This window comes from Rhodococcus sp. 14-2483-1-1, from assembly GCF_002259335.1.
In the GTDB taxonomy this organism is placed as follows: domain Bacteria; phylum Actinomycetota; class Actinomycetes; order Mycobacteriales; family Mycobacteriaceae; genus Rhodococcoides.
Map to the genome: position 1 here is coordinate 314,026 of NZ_NPFX01000023.1, position 18,321 is coordinate 332,346.

Annotated in this window: 18 protein-coding genes, 1 tRNA gene and 1 other RNA gene; 1 reads left to right on the top strand and 19 read right to left on the bottom strand. The window is 63.9% G+C overall.

What is annotated here, in order from left to right:
* Nucleotides 1-69 precede the first annotated feature (69 nt).
* Entirely contained in the window at nt 70-414 is a 345-nt protein-coding gene (locus CH294_RS24780; RefSeq protein WP_032378160.1) for an Lsr2 family protein, read from the top strand.
* Between the two features lie 84 nt (nt 415-498).
* Here the strand turns inward: CH294_RS24780 and CH294_RS24785 are convergent.
* From CH294_RS24785 to prfB, 19 genes are all read right to left on the bottom strand, one after another.
* Nucleotides 499-571: transfer RNA gene (locus CH294_RS24785), tRNA-Ala, on the bottom strand.
* A 127-nt stretch (nt 572-698) separates the two neighbouring features.
* Nucleotides 699-1,445, bottom strand: a complete 747-nt coding sequence (locus tag CH294_RS24790) for a DsbA family protein (RefSeq protein WP_094739282.1) — start codon at nt 1,443-1,445, stop codon at nt 699-701.
* 25 nt (nt 1,446-1,470) lie between these two features.
* Nucleotides 1,471-2,628, bottom strand: coding sequence for an MFS transporter (locus CH294_RS24795; RefSeq protein WP_141216542.1), 1,158 nt, complete (start codon nt 2,626-2,628; stop codon nt 1,471-1,473).
* Between the two features lie 77 nt (nt 2,629-2,705).
* On the bottom strand, nt 2,706-4,346 hold the full coding sequence (gene pgm, locus CH294_RS24800) for a phosphoglucomutase (alpha-D-glucose-1,6-bisphosphate-dependent) (protein WP_094610586.1): 1,641 nt from the start codon (nt 4,344-4,346) through the stop codon (nt 2,706-2,708).
* A gap of 86 nt (nt 4,347-4,432) precedes the next feature.
* The gene (locus CH294_RS24805; RefSeq protein ID WP_094739284.1) at nt 4,433-5,224 is read right to left on the bottom strand and encodes a DUF1295 domain-containing protein; all 792 of its coding nucleotides are present in this window, start codon (nt 5,222-5,224) and stop codon (nt 4,433-4,435) included.
* Nucleotides 5,221-6,546 (bottom strand): cyclopropane-fatty-acyl-phospholipid synthase family protein, encoded by a 1,326-nt coding sequence (locus CH294_RS24810; protein WP_052077617.1) that lies wholly within the window; start codon nt 6,544-6,546, stop codon nt 5,221-5,223. The genes CH294_RS24805 and CH294_RS24810 overlap by 4 nt, the downstream gene beginning before the upstream one ends.
* Nucleotides 6,543-7,856, bottom strand: coding sequence for a cyclopropane-fatty-acyl-phospholipid synthase family protein (locus CH294_RS24815; RefSeq protein ID WP_249305488.1), 1,314 nt, complete (start codon nt 7,854-7,856; stop codon nt 6,543-6,545). Before CH294_RS24815 ends, CH294_RS24810 begins: the two co-directional genes overlap by 4 nt.
* The gene (locus CH294_RS24820) at nt 7,853-8,632 is read right to left on the bottom strand and encodes a DUF1365 domain-containing protein (protein WP_094705128.1); all 780 of its coding nucleotides are present in this window, start codon (nt 8,630-8,632) and stop codon (nt 7,853-7,855) included. Before CH294_RS24820 ends, CH294_RS24815 begins: the two co-directional genes overlap by 4 nt.
* Nucleotides 8,623-9,894 (bottom strand): FAD-dependent oxidoreductase, encoded by a 1,272-nt coding sequence (locus CH294_RS24825; protein ID WP_170944845.1) that lies wholly within the window; start codon nt 9,892-9,894, stop codon nt 8,623-8,625. Before CH294_RS24825 ends, CH294_RS24820 begins: the two co-directional genes overlap by 10 nt.
* A complete protein-coding gene (locus CH294_RS24830) occupies nt 9,891-10,550 on the bottom strand; it encodes an alpha/beta fold hydrolase (RefSeq protein WP_094610587.1) in 660 nt (219 codons plus the stop codon). Before CH294_RS24830 ends, CH294_RS24825 begins: the two co-directional genes overlap by 4 nt.
* A 119-nt stretch (nt 10,551-10,669) precedes the next feature.
* Nucleotides 10,670-11,040: a transfer-messenger RNA gene (gene ssrA, locus CH294_RS24835) on the bottom strand.
* Nucleotides 11,041-11,105: 65 nt separating this feature from the next.
* Nucleotides 11,106-12,566, bottom strand: a complete 1,461-nt coding sequence (locus tag CH294_RS24840) for an SDR family NAD(P)-dependent oxidoreductase (RefSeq protein ID WP_094610588.1) — start codon at nt 12,564-12,566, stop codon at nt 11,106-11,108.
* A gap of 31 nt (nt 12,567-12,597) precedes the next feature.
* Nucleotides 12,598-13,452 carry a DMT family transporter gene (locus tag CH294_RS24845; protein WP_080730458.1) on the bottom strand — a complete coding sequence of 285 codons (855 nt, stop codon included), beginning with the start codon at nt 13,450-13,452 and terminating at the stop codon, nt 12,598-12,600.
* An 8-nt stretch (nt 13,453-13,460) separates the two neighbouring features.
* Entirely contained in the window at nt 13,461-13,934 is a 474-nt protein-coding gene (smpB, locus tag CH294_RS24850) for an SsrA-binding protein SmpB (protein WP_032397704.1), read from the bottom strand.
* An 83-nt stretch (nt 13,935-14,017) separates the two neighbouring features.
* A complete protein-coding gene (ftsX, locus tag CH294_RS24855; protein WP_094739285.1) occupies nt 14,018-14,923 on the bottom strand; it encodes a permease-like cell division protein FtsX in 906 nt (301 codons plus the stop codon).
* A 63-nt stretch (nt 14,924-14,986) separates the two neighbouring features.
* Complete coding sequence (gene ftsE, locus CH294_RS24860) at nt 14,987-15,676, bottom strand: cell division ATP-binding protein FtsE (protein ID WP_027496574.1); 690 nt, start codon at nt 15,674-15,676, stop codon at nt 14,987-14,989.
* A gap of 86 nt (nt 15,677-15,762) precedes the next feature.
* A complete protein-coding gene (locus CH294_RS24865; RefSeq protein WP_037155700.1) occupies nt 15,763-16,209 on the bottom strand; it encodes a hypothetical protein in 447 nt (148 codons plus the stop codon).
* The gene (locus CH294_RS24870) at nt 16,206-17,105 is read right to left on the bottom strand and encodes a mechanosensitive ion channel family protein (RefSeq protein ID WP_094739286.1); all 900 of its coding nucleotides are present in this window, start codon (nt 17,103-17,105) and stop codon (nt 16,206-16,208) included. The genes CH294_RS24865 and CH294_RS24870 overlap by 4 nt, the downstream gene beginning before the upstream one ends.
* A 38-nt stretch (nt 17,106-17,143) precedes the next feature.
* Nucleotides 17,144-18,256, bottom strand: a complete 1,113-nt coding sequence (prfB, locus tag CH294_RS24875) for a peptide chain release factor 2 (protein WP_027496571.1) — start codon at nt 18,254-18,256, stop codon at nt 17,144-17,146.
* Nucleotides 18,257-18,321: the final 65 nt, after the last annotated feature.

An 18,321-nucleotide genomic window follows, 5' to 3' on the forward strand; every position in this document is an offset into this window, starting at 1 on the left:
GCCGTATAGTCGTCTCAGTTCGATCTGGACATCCCCGCATCATCCCCTGCACCATTGGAGAGCTTCAGCATGGCCAGAAAAGTCTATGTGCAATTGGTCGACGACATCGACGAAAAACCGATCGAATCCGGTGGCGAACACATAACCTATTCGGTCAACGGGGTCAGCTACGAAATCGACCTGAGCGACAAGAACGCCAAGGAATTTCATCGCAAGCTCGACTATTACATCGAACACTCCACCAAGGTCGGTGGAAAGCGGACGAAGAAGTCGAGTACCTCTGCAACCGGTGCGAAGCGCGACGCCAATCAAACCAAAGCCATCCGAGAATGGGCCAAGGCGAACGGCCACAATATCTCCGCGCGAGGCAGAATTCCCGCCGAGGTCGAGCAGGCCTTCGACGCAGCCCACTAGCCACCGCTGACCTTCAGCACCGAAACAAGAAAAAGCGCCGCTCGAGAGCGGCGCTTTTTCGTTTCCTGAAACAGATCACGTCGGTGGAGCTAAGGGGACTCGAACCCCTGACCCCCACACTGCCAGTGTGGTGCGCTACCAGCTGCGCCATAGCCCCGAGTTACTGCGTGCGACCGTTCATGCGGTTGCTCGAACGAAGTTACACCATCGGTCGCAACAGCAACAAATCACCTGGTCCGGCCGATACCGAGAACTCGACCACCGGCCGCACCCACGGGAGTGGATCAGTTGATCGAGGCCAGCCATTCCGAGTCACCGAGCGCGTCGACCACCTGTCCGTCGACCAGTACCCCCGGCGTCCCGCGCGCTCCCGACGCCGCCAGAGCGTCGCGTCCGGTGTTCGCGTCCGCCACCGCGGCATCTCGTTCGGTTCCGCTGGCAATGCACTCCGTTGCCAGCTCGCTCGCTCCGGAGGAACGAGCGAGCTCCGCTAGTTCCGCATCGGTTCTGTCCGAGTCTGCGCCTTCGACCGGGCGGAATTCGGAGTCGAACAACCCGCCGTGAAAAGCGGAGTAGACCCGGGCGTTCTCCGTCGCTGCCACACAGTGGGACGCCGCGACGGCACGCGTCGAATAGTCACCCGAGGCCGACGACGGATCGAGAAAATTGACCAGGTGGTAATTCACCGAGACAACGCCATCGTCGATTTTCTGAGCCAACTCCTGGCCGTGCTTTGCTTCGAGATCGCCGCAGAACGGGCACATCGGATCTTCGTAGACATCGATCACGCGCTGCGCTCCCGGACGCGCCAGCTGCACCACGCCGTCACCTGGCAACGACAATTCGACCTCGGGATTCTTCACGGTTCCGTAGCCGTCGTTGCGTGGGGCGTCGCTTCCGCTCTGCCACATGATCGCGACCACGACGACTATCACCACCACCAAGAATGCGATACCGCCCAATACGTAGGTCACTGTGTTGGACGTCGCCTGTGGCGTGTGTTTCGTGCTCGTTGTCTTCTTCTGGCTCACAGAGCGAATACTACGGATGTGCGTGTCAGGTGCGCTCGCGCTCGAGGGTGTCGGGTACGCGAGACCACCAGAGTCCGGCCACCAGAAGGAGCGCACCGGTCACGGCGAAAGCCGGGCCGAACGAGACCCGCTCCACGATCATCCCGGCCACGATCGGGCCGATCACCGCACCCACGTCGGACGCCATCTGGAAGGCAGCCAGTACGGGTCCTCCGCGCGCCTTCGAGCCGATCACGTCGGCGACCGATGCCTGCTGGGCAGGGCTCATCAGGCCCGATCCGATTCCGGCGATCAACGACACCACGAGGAACAACACCGGATCGTGCACATAACCCATCACGACGGTGCCCAGGCCGCACACCGCCAACCCGCCCAGCATGAACGGTTTGCGTCCGCGTACGTCGGACAGGCGACCGGCACTGGTGAGAACCAGAGCATTTCCCACTGCGAACACGGTCAGAGCAATACCGACGAACACCTCGGATCGCTGCATCGCCTCGACGACGAACAACGGCACCAACGCCACCCGAACACCGAACACTGCCCAACCGTTGGCGAAATTCGAAGCCAACGCGGCCCGATAAGACGGGATTCGGAGAGCAGCGAGCAGCGACATCGTCGGCGGTGCGGAGCCCTTCTCCGGTTTGACGAGCTCGGAGTTGCCGAGGGTGAAATACACGACGCCGGCAGCGATCACGAGAGCCACGGCATAGATGACGAACGGCACCCGCAGACCGAAACCGACGAGCGCACCGCCGACGAGTGGACCACCGATGGTTCCCAACAAGAATGCGGTCGCGTACAGCCCGGAGATGCGGCCCCTACTGGTCGGTGGACTGATTCTGATCAGCAGTCCGAGAGCCGACACCGAGAACATCGTCGACCCGATTCCGCCGAGTCCGCGAAACACCAGCAGCTGCCAGTACGTCTGGGCCAGAGCGCACGCGCCGGTGGACACCGCGACGATCAGCAGTCCGATCAGGTACACGGGTCGTTCGCCGAGCCGCTGAACCAGAGCGCCACTGGCCGGTGCGAACAGCAACCGCATGAGAGCGAAAGCACTGATCACTGCCGACGCGGCCGTATACCCGACACCGAATTCTCGGGCGAACTGTGGCAGGGCAGGCGCAACGATGCCGAATCCGAGGGCGATGACGAACGCCGCCGATACCAGTACCCAGATCTCCGGTGGGAGTTTGCTTCCGGGTTGGAATGCCGGCTCGGAGGCCGAGCTGTCGTGGTCGGGTTGGGACGAGTCGGTCACGAGCTCTCGAGAGCGGACGACACCAATGCACGTGCTGCATCTTGGACCTCGGCGAGGTGCTCCTTGCCATGGAACGACTCCGCGTAGATCTTGTACACGTCCTCGGTTCCGGACGGGCGCGCAGCGAACCAGGCGCTCTCCGTCGTCACTTTCAGGCCACCGAGGGCAGCTCCGTTGCCCGGAGCCTCGGTCAGCGTTGCCGTGATCGGTTCGCCTGCCAATTCGGTGGCGGTGATCTGGTCGGGCGAGAGCTTGGCGAGAACGGCCTTCTGCTCGCGCGTGGCCGGTGCGTCGACGCGGGCGTACGAGGGATCGCCGAACTTCGCGGTGAATTCCCCGTACCGCTGAGACGGTGTAGACCCGGTGACTGCAGTGATCTCCGACGCCAGCAGCGCGAGGATGATGCCGTCCTTGTCGGTGGTCCAGACGCGACCGTCGTGTCGGAGGAACGACGCACCGGCGCTTTCTTCCCCGCCGAATCCGAGATCGCCGGCGAGTAGTCCGGGTACGAACCATTTGAATCCCACCGGCACCTCGAGCAGGCGACGGCCGAGGCCGGCCACCACGCGGTCGATCATCGACGAACTCACGAGGGTCTTGCCCACCGCCGCCGTAGGCGACCACCCCGGCCGATGAGTGAACAAGTAGTCGATGGCAACTGCGAGGTAGTGATTGGGATTCATCAGGCCACCGTCGGGAGTGACGATGCCGTGCCGATCGGAATCGGCATCGTTGCCGGTGGAGATGTCGAATCGATCGCGTGCAGCGATCAGCGACGCCATCGCGTTCGGCGACGAGCAGTCCATCCTGATCTTGCCGTCGGTGTCGAGCGTCATGAAGCGGAACGTGCCGTCCACCAACGGATTGACGACCGTCAGATCGAGGTTGTGTCGCTCGGCGATGGCGTCCCAGTAGTCGACACTGGCTCCACCGAGCGGATCGGCACCGATCCGAACACCGGCCGCGCGGATCGCATCGAGATCGACGACGTTGGGCAGGTCGTCCACGTAGGTGCCGAGGAAGTCGTACCGCGAGACGCTGCCCGCGAAGGCCTGCGCCAGCGTCACACGCTTGATGCCCGAGATACCCTCCCGCAGAAGATCGTTCGCTCGGGCAGCGATGACCGACGTCGCGTCGCTGTCGGCCGGTCCGCCGTGCGGAGGGTTGTATTTGAAGCCGCCGTCCCGAGGCGGATTGTGGGACGGAGTCACCACGATGCCGTCGGCCTTCGCCGCCGGGCCCGACTCGTTGTAGCGAAGGATGGCATGACTGACGGCAGGGGTGGGCGTGTACCGGTCCCCCGAATCGACCAGTACGTCGACGTCGTTGGCGGCCAACACTTCCAGAGCAGTCGTCCAGGCCGGTTCGGACAACGCGTGGGTGTCCCGGCCGATGAACAGGGGCCCGGTGATGCCTTGCGCAGCGCGGTACTCCACGATCGCCTGCGTCGTCGCCACGATGTGGGCCTCGTTGAACGCCGAATCCAGGCTCGACCCTCGGTGTCCGGACGTACCGAAGACCACCTGCTGACTCGGGTCCGACACATCCGGAACCCGCGAGTAGTACGCCGTCACGAGTTGCGAAAGATCCACCAGATCCTCCGGCAGTGCAGTGGTTCCAGCTCTCTCGTGCGCCACGATGCGCCTCCTCGTTGTGGTCGAACCGAACTCGATCGATGAATCGAACTCCTCGACAACCCTAGCGCCGCTGCCCCACCCGCGAGCTACTTGCTGGATCCTTTCGGCGGCCGTGGGAGGAAATAGCTGGTCCGCTGCTGGTATTCGCGATACCCCGGACGTTTCTCCATGCTGCGCTCCAGCAACCGTGCACCTGTGGCGAACACCAGGAAGTACGTCATCGCGATAGGAGACAGAAGTGTGAACACTCCCGGCCACGCCGACGCCGAAACGAGGAACAGCCCCCACCAGACTGCCGAGTCCCCGAAGTAGTTGGGGTGCCGCGTCCAGGACCAGAGACCACGATCCATGATCTTGCCCTTGTTCGACGCGTCGGCCTTGAATGCTTTCAACTGCGCATCGCCCACTGCCTCGAACGTCCATCCGAGCATCCAGACCAGTACGCCGAGTACGACGACGGTGGGGACCGATCCGTGTGCGACAGCGGATACCTGCAACGGCAGGGACACGAACCACAATGCAATTGCCTGCGTCAGATAGATTTTGCGCAGGGCATACAAGGTTTCGTTTCCGGTGGCCTTGGAGAGCAGTTCGGTGTAGCGCGGATCCTCACCCTGCCCGCGTGAGCGCTGAAAGACATGCAGTGCAAGACGAAGTCCCCATACGCCGACGAGCGCGAGCAGAAGCACTCGACGCCATAGTTCACCTGTTCCGGTCGCAGCCGAGATCAGCGCGATCAGAACGAAGCCGCCGCCCCACGTCACGTCCACGACGTTGTGCCGTCCGATACGCGCGCCGATGAGGGCGGTGACGATCATCAGGACAGCGGTACCGCCGAGGCTCGCCAGCGATACGGCCAGGAAGTCCGACCAGTTCATCCGGTGGTCGTCCAGGTCGGCCGCACCGGTTCCATGTCGGACGGCCCGTTCTCGGACCTGACCGCAAGGATCTGGTCGACGCCCATCCTGTTGTCGCGGAATGCCATTCCGCCGCCGATGAGATACAGCCGCCACACGCGGGCGACCTCTTCCCCGACCATCCCCACCACGTCGTCGAAGCGCGCCTCGAAGCGCTCGGTCCAGACGTCGACGGTTCGCACGTAATGCTCCCGAAGCGCGTGGACGTCGCGAACCTCGAGACCGGCCTCCTCGATCATTGCGACGGTCCGCCCGACCGGGCGCATGTACATGTCCGGCGCGATGAACGATTCGATGAATGCTCCGCCGCCGGGGTTGTCGCCTTCCCTCCGCGACATCTGCTGGATCAGCACGCGGCCGCCGGGCTTGACATTGGCATGCAGTGCGGCGGTGTAGGTCGGGTAGTTGGCCTCCCCCACATGCTCGCCCATCTCGATCGACGCCACCGCGTCGAACGGACCGTCCGGAATCTCCCGGTAGTCCTGGATTCGGATTTCGACGTTGCCCTGCAGTCCCCGGTCGGCGATTCGCTTGTCGATGAAGGCTTTCTGTTCGCGCGAGATGGTCACTCCGACGACCTGCGCTCCGTACTCCTGAGCCGCATGCAGGCTCAGGGACCCCCAGCCGCAGCCGACGTCGAGAAAGCGTTGCCCTGCGCGCTTGTCGAGCCCGATCTTTCGACACACGAGGTCGAGTTTGTCGCGCTGGGCGTCATCGAGGGTGTAGTCCGGCGCATCCGAGGTCCAGTACGCCGACGAGTACGCCATGTGCGAATCGAGGACCAGCTCGTAGAAGTCGTTGGACAGGTCGTAATGGTGGCTGATCGCAGCGCGGTCACGGAGCATCGAGTGCAGCCGCCCCTTCACCGCGGCCTGCGACACGGGCGGCGGTAGTGGGCGGCCGAACACTCCGAGATCCTTCGCCAGTCTTGCCAACCGCAGCAGCGACGCCGGCCCCGGTCGGACGGCCGAGAGTCGGCGCTCACGCACCACACCCCAGACGTGATCGAGAGCCGCGGCAAGATCCCCGTCGACGTCCAACTCCCCGGTGACGTACGCCTGCGCAGCACCGAGTTCGCCTGGGCTCCAGAGCAATCGACGAAGGGCGCTCGGGCTCCGCAACAGCACTCTCGGTGCCGAGTCATCGCCTGCGACGGATCCGTCCCACGCCTGCAGCCGGACGGGAAGCGGGCCACCCACCAGGGGTTCTATCAACTCGGCAATCCGATGCGCGACACCGCCACTGCGATGGGTCCGGTCCACGGAAAGTGTCGAGGTGGTCATCGGTTGTCCCTTCGGTCGAGCACGATCTGCTGAACATCGAGGTACCCGGATCGAAATCCGGCCTCCGAGTAGCACAGGTAGAAGTGCCACATTCGCGCGAACACCTCGTCGAAACCGAGATCGGATGCCTCGCTGCGGTATTCACGGAATCGACTGTCCCACAGAGCGAGGGTTCGCGCGTAGTGGTCGCCCATGGACAAGCGCTCGCGAACCCTGAGCGAGGTGTGCTGCTCGGTCACCTCCTCGATGGCCCGCACCGACGGTAGGAACCCGCCGGGAAAGATGTACTTGTGTACCCAGGTGTACGTGTTTCGGGTAGCCAGCATTCGATCGTGCGGCATCGTGATGGCCTGGAGGGCAACCCGCCCACCCGGCGCAAGCAACGAGTCGATCGTCTCGAAGTAGGTTCCCCAGTACTGATGACCGACGGCCTCGATCATCTCGACCGACACGATCGCGTCGTACTCGCCGTCGACCAGACGATAGTCGAGGAGATCGATCTGAATTCGATCTCCGTAACCCGCAGCGGCACAACGCTTCCGCGCCAGTTCCTGCTGTTCGGTCGACAATGTCACCGACCGTACCGTTGCACCACGAGCGGCCGCACGGATGGCAAGCTCACCCCATCCGGTGCCGATCTCGAGAACCCGGCTTCCATCGCCGACGCCCGCGCGGTCGAGAAGCCGGTCGATCTTTCGGCGCTGAGCGTCGGCGAGCTCCTCACTGTCGTTGTCGCTTCCCGCTCCGGCGAACAACGCACTCGAGTAGGTCATCGTCTCGTCGAGGAAGAGTTCGAAGAGGTCGTTCGACAGATCGTAGTGCCGTGAGATGTTGGATCGCGTGTTCTTGGTCGTATTCCGCTCGCTCCGTGGAGGTTTGGGAACATAAAGCCCTCGGAGGCGCTGCAGGGACTTCGGAATCAGCGACGCCATTCGCCGGGCGAAGACCTCGAGCACTGCAGTGAGGTCCTCGGCATCCCAGTCTCCGGCCATGTATGCCTCACCGAATCCGATGAGTCCACTGTCGCCGACCCGTGCGGCGAAGTCGTGTGGCCGATAGACGGTCATCAACGGGGCATCGGCCGAGCCGGCCCCGATCACTTCGCCGTCGGGCATCGCGACCCGGACCTGCAATCCCTCAACCGCACGACGGAAGAGGAAGTCGGCGACGGGCGCGGCGGCTGCAACCTTCATGCCACCGGGAACACGGGCGATCTGAGGCCAGACCCGCGCATCGACCGACGGGAGCGGACCGACAGCGGAACCACCGTACGGGTTCGACACAGAATTGGCTTTCGACACAGTTGTCATCTGTGGGCCCCTTCCTTCTGAATTCTTCGTTCCCCCGGAGGGGCAGGTTTCTGCACGATCTTCAGACCCCGCGCCCAGAGCCGAATGCCTTGCCAGCGGATCTGAACCACCACTCGCACGGGCGCAATCGGGATCTCGAGTGCGGTGCGGAGAATCGACCGCGTCGTCACCTCGCGTCGACGGCCGTCGACGGTCGCCACGAACGGAGGCTGACCGGGACGTTCGAGGACGATCGACAGGCGGAGCGCGGCGTCCGGCTCGGGCAGCTGCATGGAGTATTCGCCGTCGACGTCGTTGAACGGCGAGACGTAGAACTCCTTGGTCGTCCGTACTGCGCCGCGCCGATCGGTGTGCAGCAAATACCGGTATCGCTCGCCGTAGGTGTTGTGCACCTCGGCCACCACGCAGCGGAGGTCTCCCGCGCGGTCGTGACACCAGTACACACTCAATGGGTTGAACGTGTGTCCGAACACCCGCGCGCTGGCCAACATCGTGATCCGTCCGCCGCCCAGATCGATACCGCTCTCCGCCAGGAACGCATCGACGTTCTGACGAATGGTGGCGTCGGGGTCGCCCAGGTGATCACGTGAGTCGAACGATGCCAGCGGTCGCAACATCCGCGGCAACTCGGGGAGCGCGTCGAGGTCGACGAACCAGCTGTAGCTCTTGTACGAGAACGCGTTTCGAATCGGCGCGCGTCGCACGTGATCGATCCGAGTGAGATACAGCGCCGCTCCGTGTGCGCGGGTGGTCGGCAGAACGGACGTCAGAGCCACGTGGCCCCCACCCGTTGCGCAGCGCGCGCTCCGGACAACGCGCCGTCCTCGTGGAATCCCCAGCCGTGGTACGCCCCGGCGAACACAACCGTATCGGTGTCCAATTCGGGCAGACGACGCTGCGCTGCCACGGATTCGGGAGTGTACTGCGGGTGCTCGTAGGTCATGTCGTCGAGCACCGTGTTCGGGTCGATGCGATCCGCTCCACCGAGGGTGACCAGCATCCTTCGATCGGTGTCGTCCAACCGCTGCAACCTCGTCAGGTCGTAGCTGACCAGAACTCGATCGGGCCTGGCGCTACAGGACGGGAGGTGGTAGTTCCACGAGGCCCGCGCCCTGGTGTTCTTCGGCAACACGGACGAGTCGGTGTGCAGAGCAGTGTGATTGACCGAGTACGGCATCGCTCCGAGGATGCTGTGCTCGAGCGCAGTGGGTTCCGCGAGCATCTTCAGCGCGGCACCGGGATGGACCGCGATCACGGCGGCGTCGAACGTGCGCAGGTTGTCGTGGGCGTCCCGGATCTGCACGGAGCCCTCGGACCTGTAGACCGCGCGCACGGGGGTATCGAGCAACACCTCGTCGATGTGCGAAGCAACCCGGCGAACGTATTCGATGGACCCGCCCGTGACGGTGCGCCAGGTGGGAGATCCTGTGACGGTGAGCATTCCGTGGTGCTGAAGAAAAGAGAACAGGTAGCGAGCCGGGTAAGCGAGCGCAGTGTCCGGATCACACGACCACACCGCCGACACCAACGGCGTCATGAAGTGGGATTCGAAATATGCCGAGAAAGAATGGTCTTCGAGAAATGTACCGAGTGTGATCTCGGAATCCGCCGAGTCCGGGCTGTCCAGAAGTTCGGTTGCCAGCCGATGAAAACGTTTGACATCGAGCAACATCGACACGAATCGTGGTTTGAACACCGCCGTACGTTGCGCCAGGATTCCGCGCATGCCCTGGCCGCCCGAGTACTCGAGCCCGCACCCGTCGCAGCGCACGGACATACTCATGTCCGAATCCTGGGTGGGTACGTCGAGTTCGGCGAACAGCCGAAGCAGCGTCGGATACGTGCGGTCGTTGTGCACGATGAACCCTGTGTCGACGCCTACCGGACCGTTGGGGCCGGGGACATAGTGCGTGTCCGCGTGACCGCCGAGCCGAGAATCCGCCTCGTACAACGTCACCGACGAGTCCTTCGACAGTGCGTATGCGGCCGTCAGGCCGGCGATGCCGCTCCCGACCACCGCAATACGACGGCGCGTCACGACTGCCTGCCCATGCAGTCGGCCTTGGTATCGGCGGCAATGCCGAGGACGAAGTCACGCGTGGCCCTCGACCAGACCCGCGGATTGCGGAGCATGAAATGCCCACCCGGAACGGAAAGGTAGCGAGCAGTCGCCCCTCTGGATGCTGCTCTCTCGGTCGCACGGCGCGAGGTTCTCGGATCGGTCCACTTGTCGGCAGTGCCGTGTACGACGAGTAACGCATGATGCGCGCCGAATGCGTCGGCTTCCACACCCTCCGGCCACCACGGGGCCAAGGCGACGACACCCACGACAGAAGGGTCTTCGATCAGGGCAGCGGCGGTGCGGCCACCCATCGAATGGCCGACGACCACAACATGAACGTCAGGATGCTCCGCGCGGATTCGGTTCAGCGCCCACCGGGCGTCCTCGACCGGAGACCGTTCGGGGGCGTTCCAGCCGCGGAACCGGTACTGCAATTGCTGCACCGAAATGCCGCGTTCGCGTCCCACGCGCCGAAGCATCCAGGTGAACGGCCACATTCGCAGGCCGGCCAGATGCCACGGCCGACTGCGCGCCCGGCTCACGTCCTTGCCGCCGCCGAGGACCAACACGACCAGTGCAGGGTCGGACACCCGCCTGCCGGTGCGCAGTACTGGAGTCGGCTCGTTGCTCATGCCGGTTATTCGGCACCGAGGCCGCTTCGGGTGGGATCGGTCCGGACGGGGCGATTGTGACCTGTCCGACACAGAGAAGAAGACCGGGCCGAGAGTGTGTCTCTCGGCCCGGTCTTCTGCGGTGGAGCTGCCGGGAATCGAACCCGGGTCCTCTGCTGCATTGCCAGGGCTTCTCCGTGTGCAGTCCGCTATGTCTCTACTTGGATCTCCCGATCTCGCGAACAAGTCAGGATGACGATCCCAGCCACTGTTTGATGTTCCTCATCATCCCGCGGCCGGATGAATCGGTGAGCCCTCTAGCTGATGCCAGTACCCGGGCCGAGGGCAAACCCGGACTGACAGACACGCAGTCGCTACTTAGGCAGCGAGTGCGTAGTCGCGCTGATTGGAATCGGCGCTTATAAGGTTGCGATGACGCTTACGGTGGTCTCTCGCCTGCACCGACACGCTTCCCCTGACTCAACATACAAAGTCGAAACCGTTCAGCCCCGTATGTTCCCGAACACTGTGCCCGGGCTGTTCAGTGTAACGCCTCGCATGGACACATTCATCCCATTAACTTCTCGCACCGCGATCCGTGGCGTGCGATGCGGCATCCGCGTCCACCCGCTGCACCACTGTGCGCAGCATTCGGCGCGCCACGACCAACCGTGCCGGCAGCGAGGCGTACCAGACTGCGCGACCGGCCAGTCCACGCGGGAAGAACACCAACCGCTGCTCGATCGTCGGCTGCTTCGCGGTTCCCCCGACCGTGAGGTCCAGCCACGCCTCGCCGGGCAGCCGGGTCGAGGACTTGAGCCGGGTGGTGTGTTCGGTGCCCGACGCCGACGCGTCGGGTCCGGTGGCGTCGCGATGCCAGCCGGTGAGCACGTCTGCGTCGGCCAATCGTTCCAACGCAGGCCTGATCGCACTCGACTCCGCCGTACTTCTGGCGACCCGAGTGTCGGTGTACACCACTTCCCCGGCCCAATCCGGGTCCGACGGAAGTGGATCCGACGGTGCCGCGGTACCGGTGGCGTCGGTCCACCTCGTCTCGACCTCGCCGTCGTCGATCTTGCGCAGCGCCAGCCGAACCGAATCGCGGTAGCCCGTCAGTCCGTTGTCCGGGCGGGGCACGACGGCGTCGATGTCCATCTCGTGACCGACGGCGTCGTACTGCAGCGATTCGATGAGCGGCATCGCCAAGCCGCGCGGAATGGGTGTGACCAACCCGATCCAATGGCCGGCCAATCGCGGTGTCAACACCGGAAGAACGATGATGCGACGCTGGCGCAGTCCCGCGACGTCGGCGTAGATGTTCATCATCTCGCCGTACTGCATGACGTCCGGACCACCGATGTCGAAGGTCCGGGATTCGGCGATCGGTGCGCTCGCGGCCCCGATCAGGTAGTGCAGCACGTCGCGGACAGCGATCGGCTGGATTCGATTGTGTACCCACCGCGGCGTGGTCATCACCGGAAGCCGGTTGGTCAGGTGGCGAATCATCTCGAACGACGCCGAACCCGATCCGATCACGACGCCTGCTTGCAGCACGACCGTAGGTACCCCCGACTCGATCAGAATGCGACCCACCTCGGCGCGGGATTTCAGGTGTGGCGACAGCTCTCCAGTGGGCGGATGCAGGCCACCCAGGTAGACGATCCGGCCGACGCCGCACTCGGCAGCAACGGCCGCGACGTTCTCGGCGCTGTCGCGTTCGGTATCGGCGAAATCGGAATGGCCTGCGGTGCCCATCGAGTGCACCAGGTAGTACATGACGTCGACTCCGGTCAGCGCCTCCTTCAGCGACTCCCGATCGCTCAGATCACCCTTGACGACCTCGACGTCCGCCGCCCACGGCACGTTGTCGAGCTTGCCGGGGGTGCGAGCCAGCACCCGGACCCGGTACCCCTCGTCGAGCAGACGCGGTGCCAGACGCCCGCCCAGGTATCCCGTGGCACCGGTCACCAGAACGCGGGGAGGGCGTCCGTCGTCCTGAGCCACGGGGATGTCGGACGGCGAATCGGAAGCTGTCATAAACGAGGTCATTACCCCCGAGCGGGCCAGTTCAACCTGCGAGGGCGATCATCGCGATCGCGCCGAGCGCCAACGCCATTCCGATCTTCTGCAGGGTGCCGACTCTTTCGCCGAGCATCACCATGGCCAACAACACCGTTGCTGCCGGATAGAGCGAGGCAATGACGCTCACCAAGGAGAGAAGACCGTCCTGATAGGCGTAGATCAAGGCGGCATTGGCAACCACGTCGAGCACACTGACGAACGCCGCAAGTTTGAGCACGCTGCCGTGCGGGGGCGAGAAGTGCCCGGACGCTAGAGCTACCACCCAGACCACCGCGGTTGCCGACGCACGCGACGCGGCAAGCGGCCACAGTCCACTGCCGTCGCCGATCCGGTGCAGAAAAATGAACGCAAAAGCGAACGTCACGCCCGAACCGACCGTCAACCAGGCCACGGTTCGGGTGAACTTCATCTCCCGACCGCCTGCCACTTCACCGGTCACCTCGTCCGGGGATTCCTTGCTGACCAGCACCACGGCCACCAGGGCGACTGCGATGCCGACGAACGCGATGATGCCGGGACGCTCGCCCATCGACAGCCCGACCAGTACCGGGATGCCGGCGACCAAGACGGCGGTGACAGGTGAGACCACGGCCATCGGACCGGCGGCGAGGGCAAGGTAGAACCACCACACGGCGACGCCGCCGGCAACACCCGAGGCCAACCCCCACAACATCGCCGACAGTTCGATCGTGCCGCCGACGAATGGAGCCACGAGCAGGACGATCACCAGCGACAGTGGGTACGAGACGATGACCACGCGCAGTGCCGCTACCCGGCGGGATGCGACACCGCCGACGAAATCGCTCACCCCGTAGCCCACAGCGGCTACCAGAGCGAGCAGGACAGCGGTCAGCGCATGCCCTTCACACGACGCCCCAGCTCACGAGTCACTTCGCGTTCGGCGGTGCGTTTGGCCAACGACTGTCTCTTGTCGTAGTCCTGCTTGCCCTTGGCCAAGGCAAGTTCGACCTTGACCTTGCCGTCGGAGAAATACATCGACAACGGCACCAGCGTCAGGTTTCCCTCTTTGACCTTGCTTGCAAGGCGGTCGATCTCGCGACGGTGAAGGAGGAGTTTGCGGTTTCGACGTGGTGCGTGGTTGGTCCAGCTGCCGAGCGTGTATTCCGCGATGTGCAGCCCGCGCAGCCAGATTTCACCGTCGTCGACGGTCGCGAAGGCGTCGACCAGGGAGGCCTTGCCGTCGCGCAGGCTCTTGACCTCGGTCCCGACGAGGGCAACTCCAGCCTCGAGGACGTCGAGTATGGAGTAGTTGTGCCGCGCCTTGCGATTGGTCGCGATGGCCTTGCGGCCCTTCTCTCTCACTGCAGGGCCCTTTCTCGAGCGTTCGCCGCGTGGAGCGGTTCCACGGGCAACCGCTCCAGCATAGAACCGAACGGCAAGCGAATTTATTCGCGCACGTACAGGCGCAGCGTGATGTACGCCGTCACTGCTGCCATGCCGACTCCCACCAGCGCGAGGAACGGCGAGACGAGGAGCACGTCGCTGTTCGATATCCGGGCCAGAATGTTGGCCTGATACACGTCCGCGAGAACATCGTCGATGAACATGTTCTTCGCTGTGAACAGTCCGGCGATGGCGACCGCAGATCCGATCAGTGCGGCCACCACCGCCTCGAGCAGGAACGGCAGCTGGGTGTACCAGCGAGTGGCACCGACCAACCGCATGATGCCGACCTCGGTTCGTCTGGTGAACGCAGCGATCTGAACCATGTTGGCTATCAGAAGAATTGCGGCGATCGCCTGCACCGTGGCAATCGCGAAGGCAGCGTTCCGTACACCGTTGAGCACGCTGAACAATCGCTCGACCAGATCGCGTTGGTTGAGCACGCTCTGCACGCCCGGTCGATTCTGGAAGTTGTCGTTGATCACCCCGAACCGCTCGGGATCACTCAGGCGAACCTTGAACGACGCGGGAAAGCTGTCGGCACTGACCAGTTCGGCCAGTTCGGGCTGATCCTTGAACACTCGCTCGGTTGCGTCCTTCACCGCATCCTCACGATTGAGGTACTGCACCGAGACCACCGAAGGAGTGTTCTCCAGATCCGACCGCAGGGTGGCGCAGGTCTCCTGTGCGCAGTCGGCATCGGTTGCGGAGATGTCGTCCGTGAGAAAGATCTGGACTTCCACCCTGTCGAGGAAGATCTGTTGGGTCTTTCCCGCCATCTGCACCACGAGCAACCCGCCGCCGAACAGGCCGAGGGAAATGGCGGTCGTCAAGATCATGGCGATCGTCATGGTGATGTTGCGGCGAAGTCCGGTGAGGACCTCACTGAAGATGAAACTTGCGCGCATCGCGGAATCCGAGCCCTTCGATTCGTTCGGTCGAGAAGTCCGATAGGTCCTGGTCGGGTGTCGTCAGCGCCCGACGCCGTAGACCCCGCGGGCCTCGTCACGAACGACTCGTCCGTTGTCGAGTTCGACGACGCGGCGGCGCATCGAGTCGACGATGTGGTTGTCGTGGGTCGCCATCAGCACAGTGGTTCCGGTGCGGTTGATGCGCTCGAGCAGCAACATGATGTCCTGGCTGGTGTCCGGATCCAGGTTTCCGGTCGGCTCGTCCGCGAGCAGGACCAGCGGGCGATTGACGAAAGCTCGGGCAATCGCCACACGCTGCTGCTCACCACCGGACAGCTCGTTCGGCAGACGATCGGACTTGCCACCGAGTCCTACCAGGTCGAGAACCTCGGGGACGGTGCGCTTGATCATCGAACGAGGCTTGCCGATCACCTCGAGCGCAAATGCCACGTTCTCCACCACGGTCTTCTGCTGCAAGAGGCGAAAGTCCTGAAAGACGCAGCCCATGCTCTGCCGCAGCCGCGGGACGCGACGGGCCGCCAATCGGTTCACGTGGAAGTCGGCAACGTGAATGTCACCGGAGGTGGGCGTCTCCTCCTTGAGCAACAATCGCATGAACGTCGATTTGCCCGAACCGGACGGGCCGATCAGGAACACGAACTCACCCTTGTCGATGGAGACCGTCACCTTGTCCAGGGCGGGCCTGGTGGAGGTCTTGTAGGACTTGGACACATTCGAGGTGCTGATCACGGGTCGCCAGTGTAGTCCTTACCCGCCGGTAACCGTCGGAACCGTGCGGGTACCACGGCGAGTCCCGAGAGACGGTAAAGGCAGCGTCAGCGCGATGAAGTCGGTGCAGGCTGGGTGGGTATCAGCGACTGAATCGCCGGCGGAATCGGCACGCCGAACGGCGCGGTCGTCGTCGGCGGAACTGTCGTCGTGGTGGCCTGCTGTCCGGATTCCTCGACGGTTCCCGACTGCTCCGGATCGACGGTGGCCGATGGAGTCGGCGAGACCGTGGTTGTCGAGTATCGCGGCTCGGAGGTCTGGGGCTGGTTGTAGGGGGTGAGCTCGGACGGATCGACAGCGACCGGGCCCTCGATCTGTTGCTTGTCCCTCTCGGCGATATCTGCGCTGACCTGCCCGTAGAGCAGGCCCGTGAGCACAAAGCAGATACCGAAGGCCACGGTGGACGTGCGGACGCGGCCGTAGATCTTGGCCGGAATGCGCCACTGTCGCCAGTTGCGCTGCGGGCGTTCGGTTCCGGTATCAGGTGAACTCACTGGTCTTCCGTCCGATCTCGACCCGACGATTCCGGTGCGACCCCGGCCGTACTGACGTCGGGAGCAACGCTGATGCCCTCGGGACGCAGCGCGGCAGCCACCCGGACTCGAAGTTCTCGTCCCACCTGGAACTGCTTGCCGGGCAGTGTTCGCGCAACGAGGCGAACGTTGACCTGCCCCACCTCGATGCTCTCCACGCCCATCACGGTCGGTTCGTCGAGCAACAGCGGACGCAGCCGGGTGTCCGCGAACGCATCGCGGCCGACTGTGCGGAGCAGCGCATTGACCTGGGTGAGATCGGCGGTGCTGGGGACAGGAACATCGACGACGGCGCGCGCCCAATCCTTCGACAGGTTGATCGCCTTGACGATCTGCCCGTTCGGGACGGTGATGACCTCACCGTCGACGCTGCGGACCCGTGTGACGCGGAGCGTCACGTCCTCGACGGTGCCCTCGGCGTCCTCGGCTGACCCGTTGACGGCGATCTGCACGACGTCACCGAATCCGTACTGACGTTCGGTGATGATGAAGAACCCGGCCAGAATGTCCTGCACTACGCGCTGAGCTCCGAAGCCGAGTGCGGCACCGATGACCGTCGCGGGTGCCACGAGCCCGCCGACGCCGAATCCGAAGCGACGCAGCACTTCGATGGTGACCAGGATGTAGATGAGCGTGACCACGACCCAGGTGATGACCTGGGCAAGGGCGTGCCGGTGCTTGGCGGCCTCGGATCGCACGAGTGCATCGCTGTGCTGGTAGTTCTGATCGATGCGGGCAGTGATGCGAGACCCGGTCCAGGTGACGAACCGCGCGGCCAGAATTCCGCCGAGGATGTACAGAACGATCCCGAGGGCGTTCAGCTTCAGGTCGAGCGTCGGGTTCAACCAGCTTGTCATCGGATCGCTGGGGTGGAGCCTGCGCAATGACCGGTCATCTACTGCTCCCCTCGCATTCGCCATCGAATTCCGGATTCCAGAAATCCGTCGATGTCCCCGTCGAGAACAGTAGACGGATTGTTGACCTCGTACTCGGTACGCAAATCTTTGACCATCTGATACGGATGCAGCACGTACGAGCGCATCTGATTACCCCACGAGCTACCACCGTCGCCCTTGAGCGCGTCCATCTCGGCGCGCTCTTCCTTGCGCTTGACCTCGAGGAGCTTGGCCTGCAGCACTCGCATGGCAGAGACCTTGTTCTGCAACTGCGACTTCTCGTTCTGACAGGTCACCACGATGCCCGTCGGGATGTGCGTCAATCGAACGGCGGAGTCGGTGGTGTTGACCGACTGTCCGCCCGGTCCGGACGAGCGGTAGACGTCCACGCGAATGTCGTTCTCGGGGATCTCGATGTGGTCGGTGGTCTCGACGACCGGGAGAACCTCGACCTCGGCGAACGAGGTCTGGCGTCGACCCTGGTTGTCGAACGGGCTGATCCGCACGAGCCGGTGCGTACCTTGCTCCACCGACAACGTCCCGTACGTGTACGGAGCCTTGACGGCGAAGGTCGCACTCTTGATTCCGGCCTCTTCGGCGTAGGACGTGTCGTAGACCTCGACGCCGTAGCCGTGCTTCTCGGCCCAGCGGATGTACATACGCATGAGCATCTCCGCCCAGTCGGCGGCATCGATTCCGCCGGCTCCCGAACGGATGTTGACCAACGCGTCACGCGCGTCGTACTCCCCGGACAACAGGGTCCGCACTTCCATGGCTGCGATGTCCTCACGCAGGGATGCCCGTTCGGCGTCGGCATCGGCGGTGGCCGACGCGGCCGCTTCACCTTCTTCGCCCTCGGCGAGCTCGTACAGAACAGGCATGTCCTCCAGTCGCTGCCGAAGCTCCTCCACGCGGCGCAGTTCAGCCTGCGCGTGGGATAGCTGACTGGTCACCTGCTGCGCGTGTTCCTGGTCGTTCCACAGGTCCGGTGATGCGGCCTGGTGTTCCAGCTCGTCGATGCGTCGCCGCAGTTCCTCGACGTCGAGAACCGACTCGACAGTGGACAGAGTGGTGTCGAGCTCGGCCAGGTCTGCAGAAACGTCGGGATGCACGAGAGTCAAGGTTACCGGCACCCGAACCCTCGCCCGACCGCCCCCGAACCCGGACGGGACCGCCC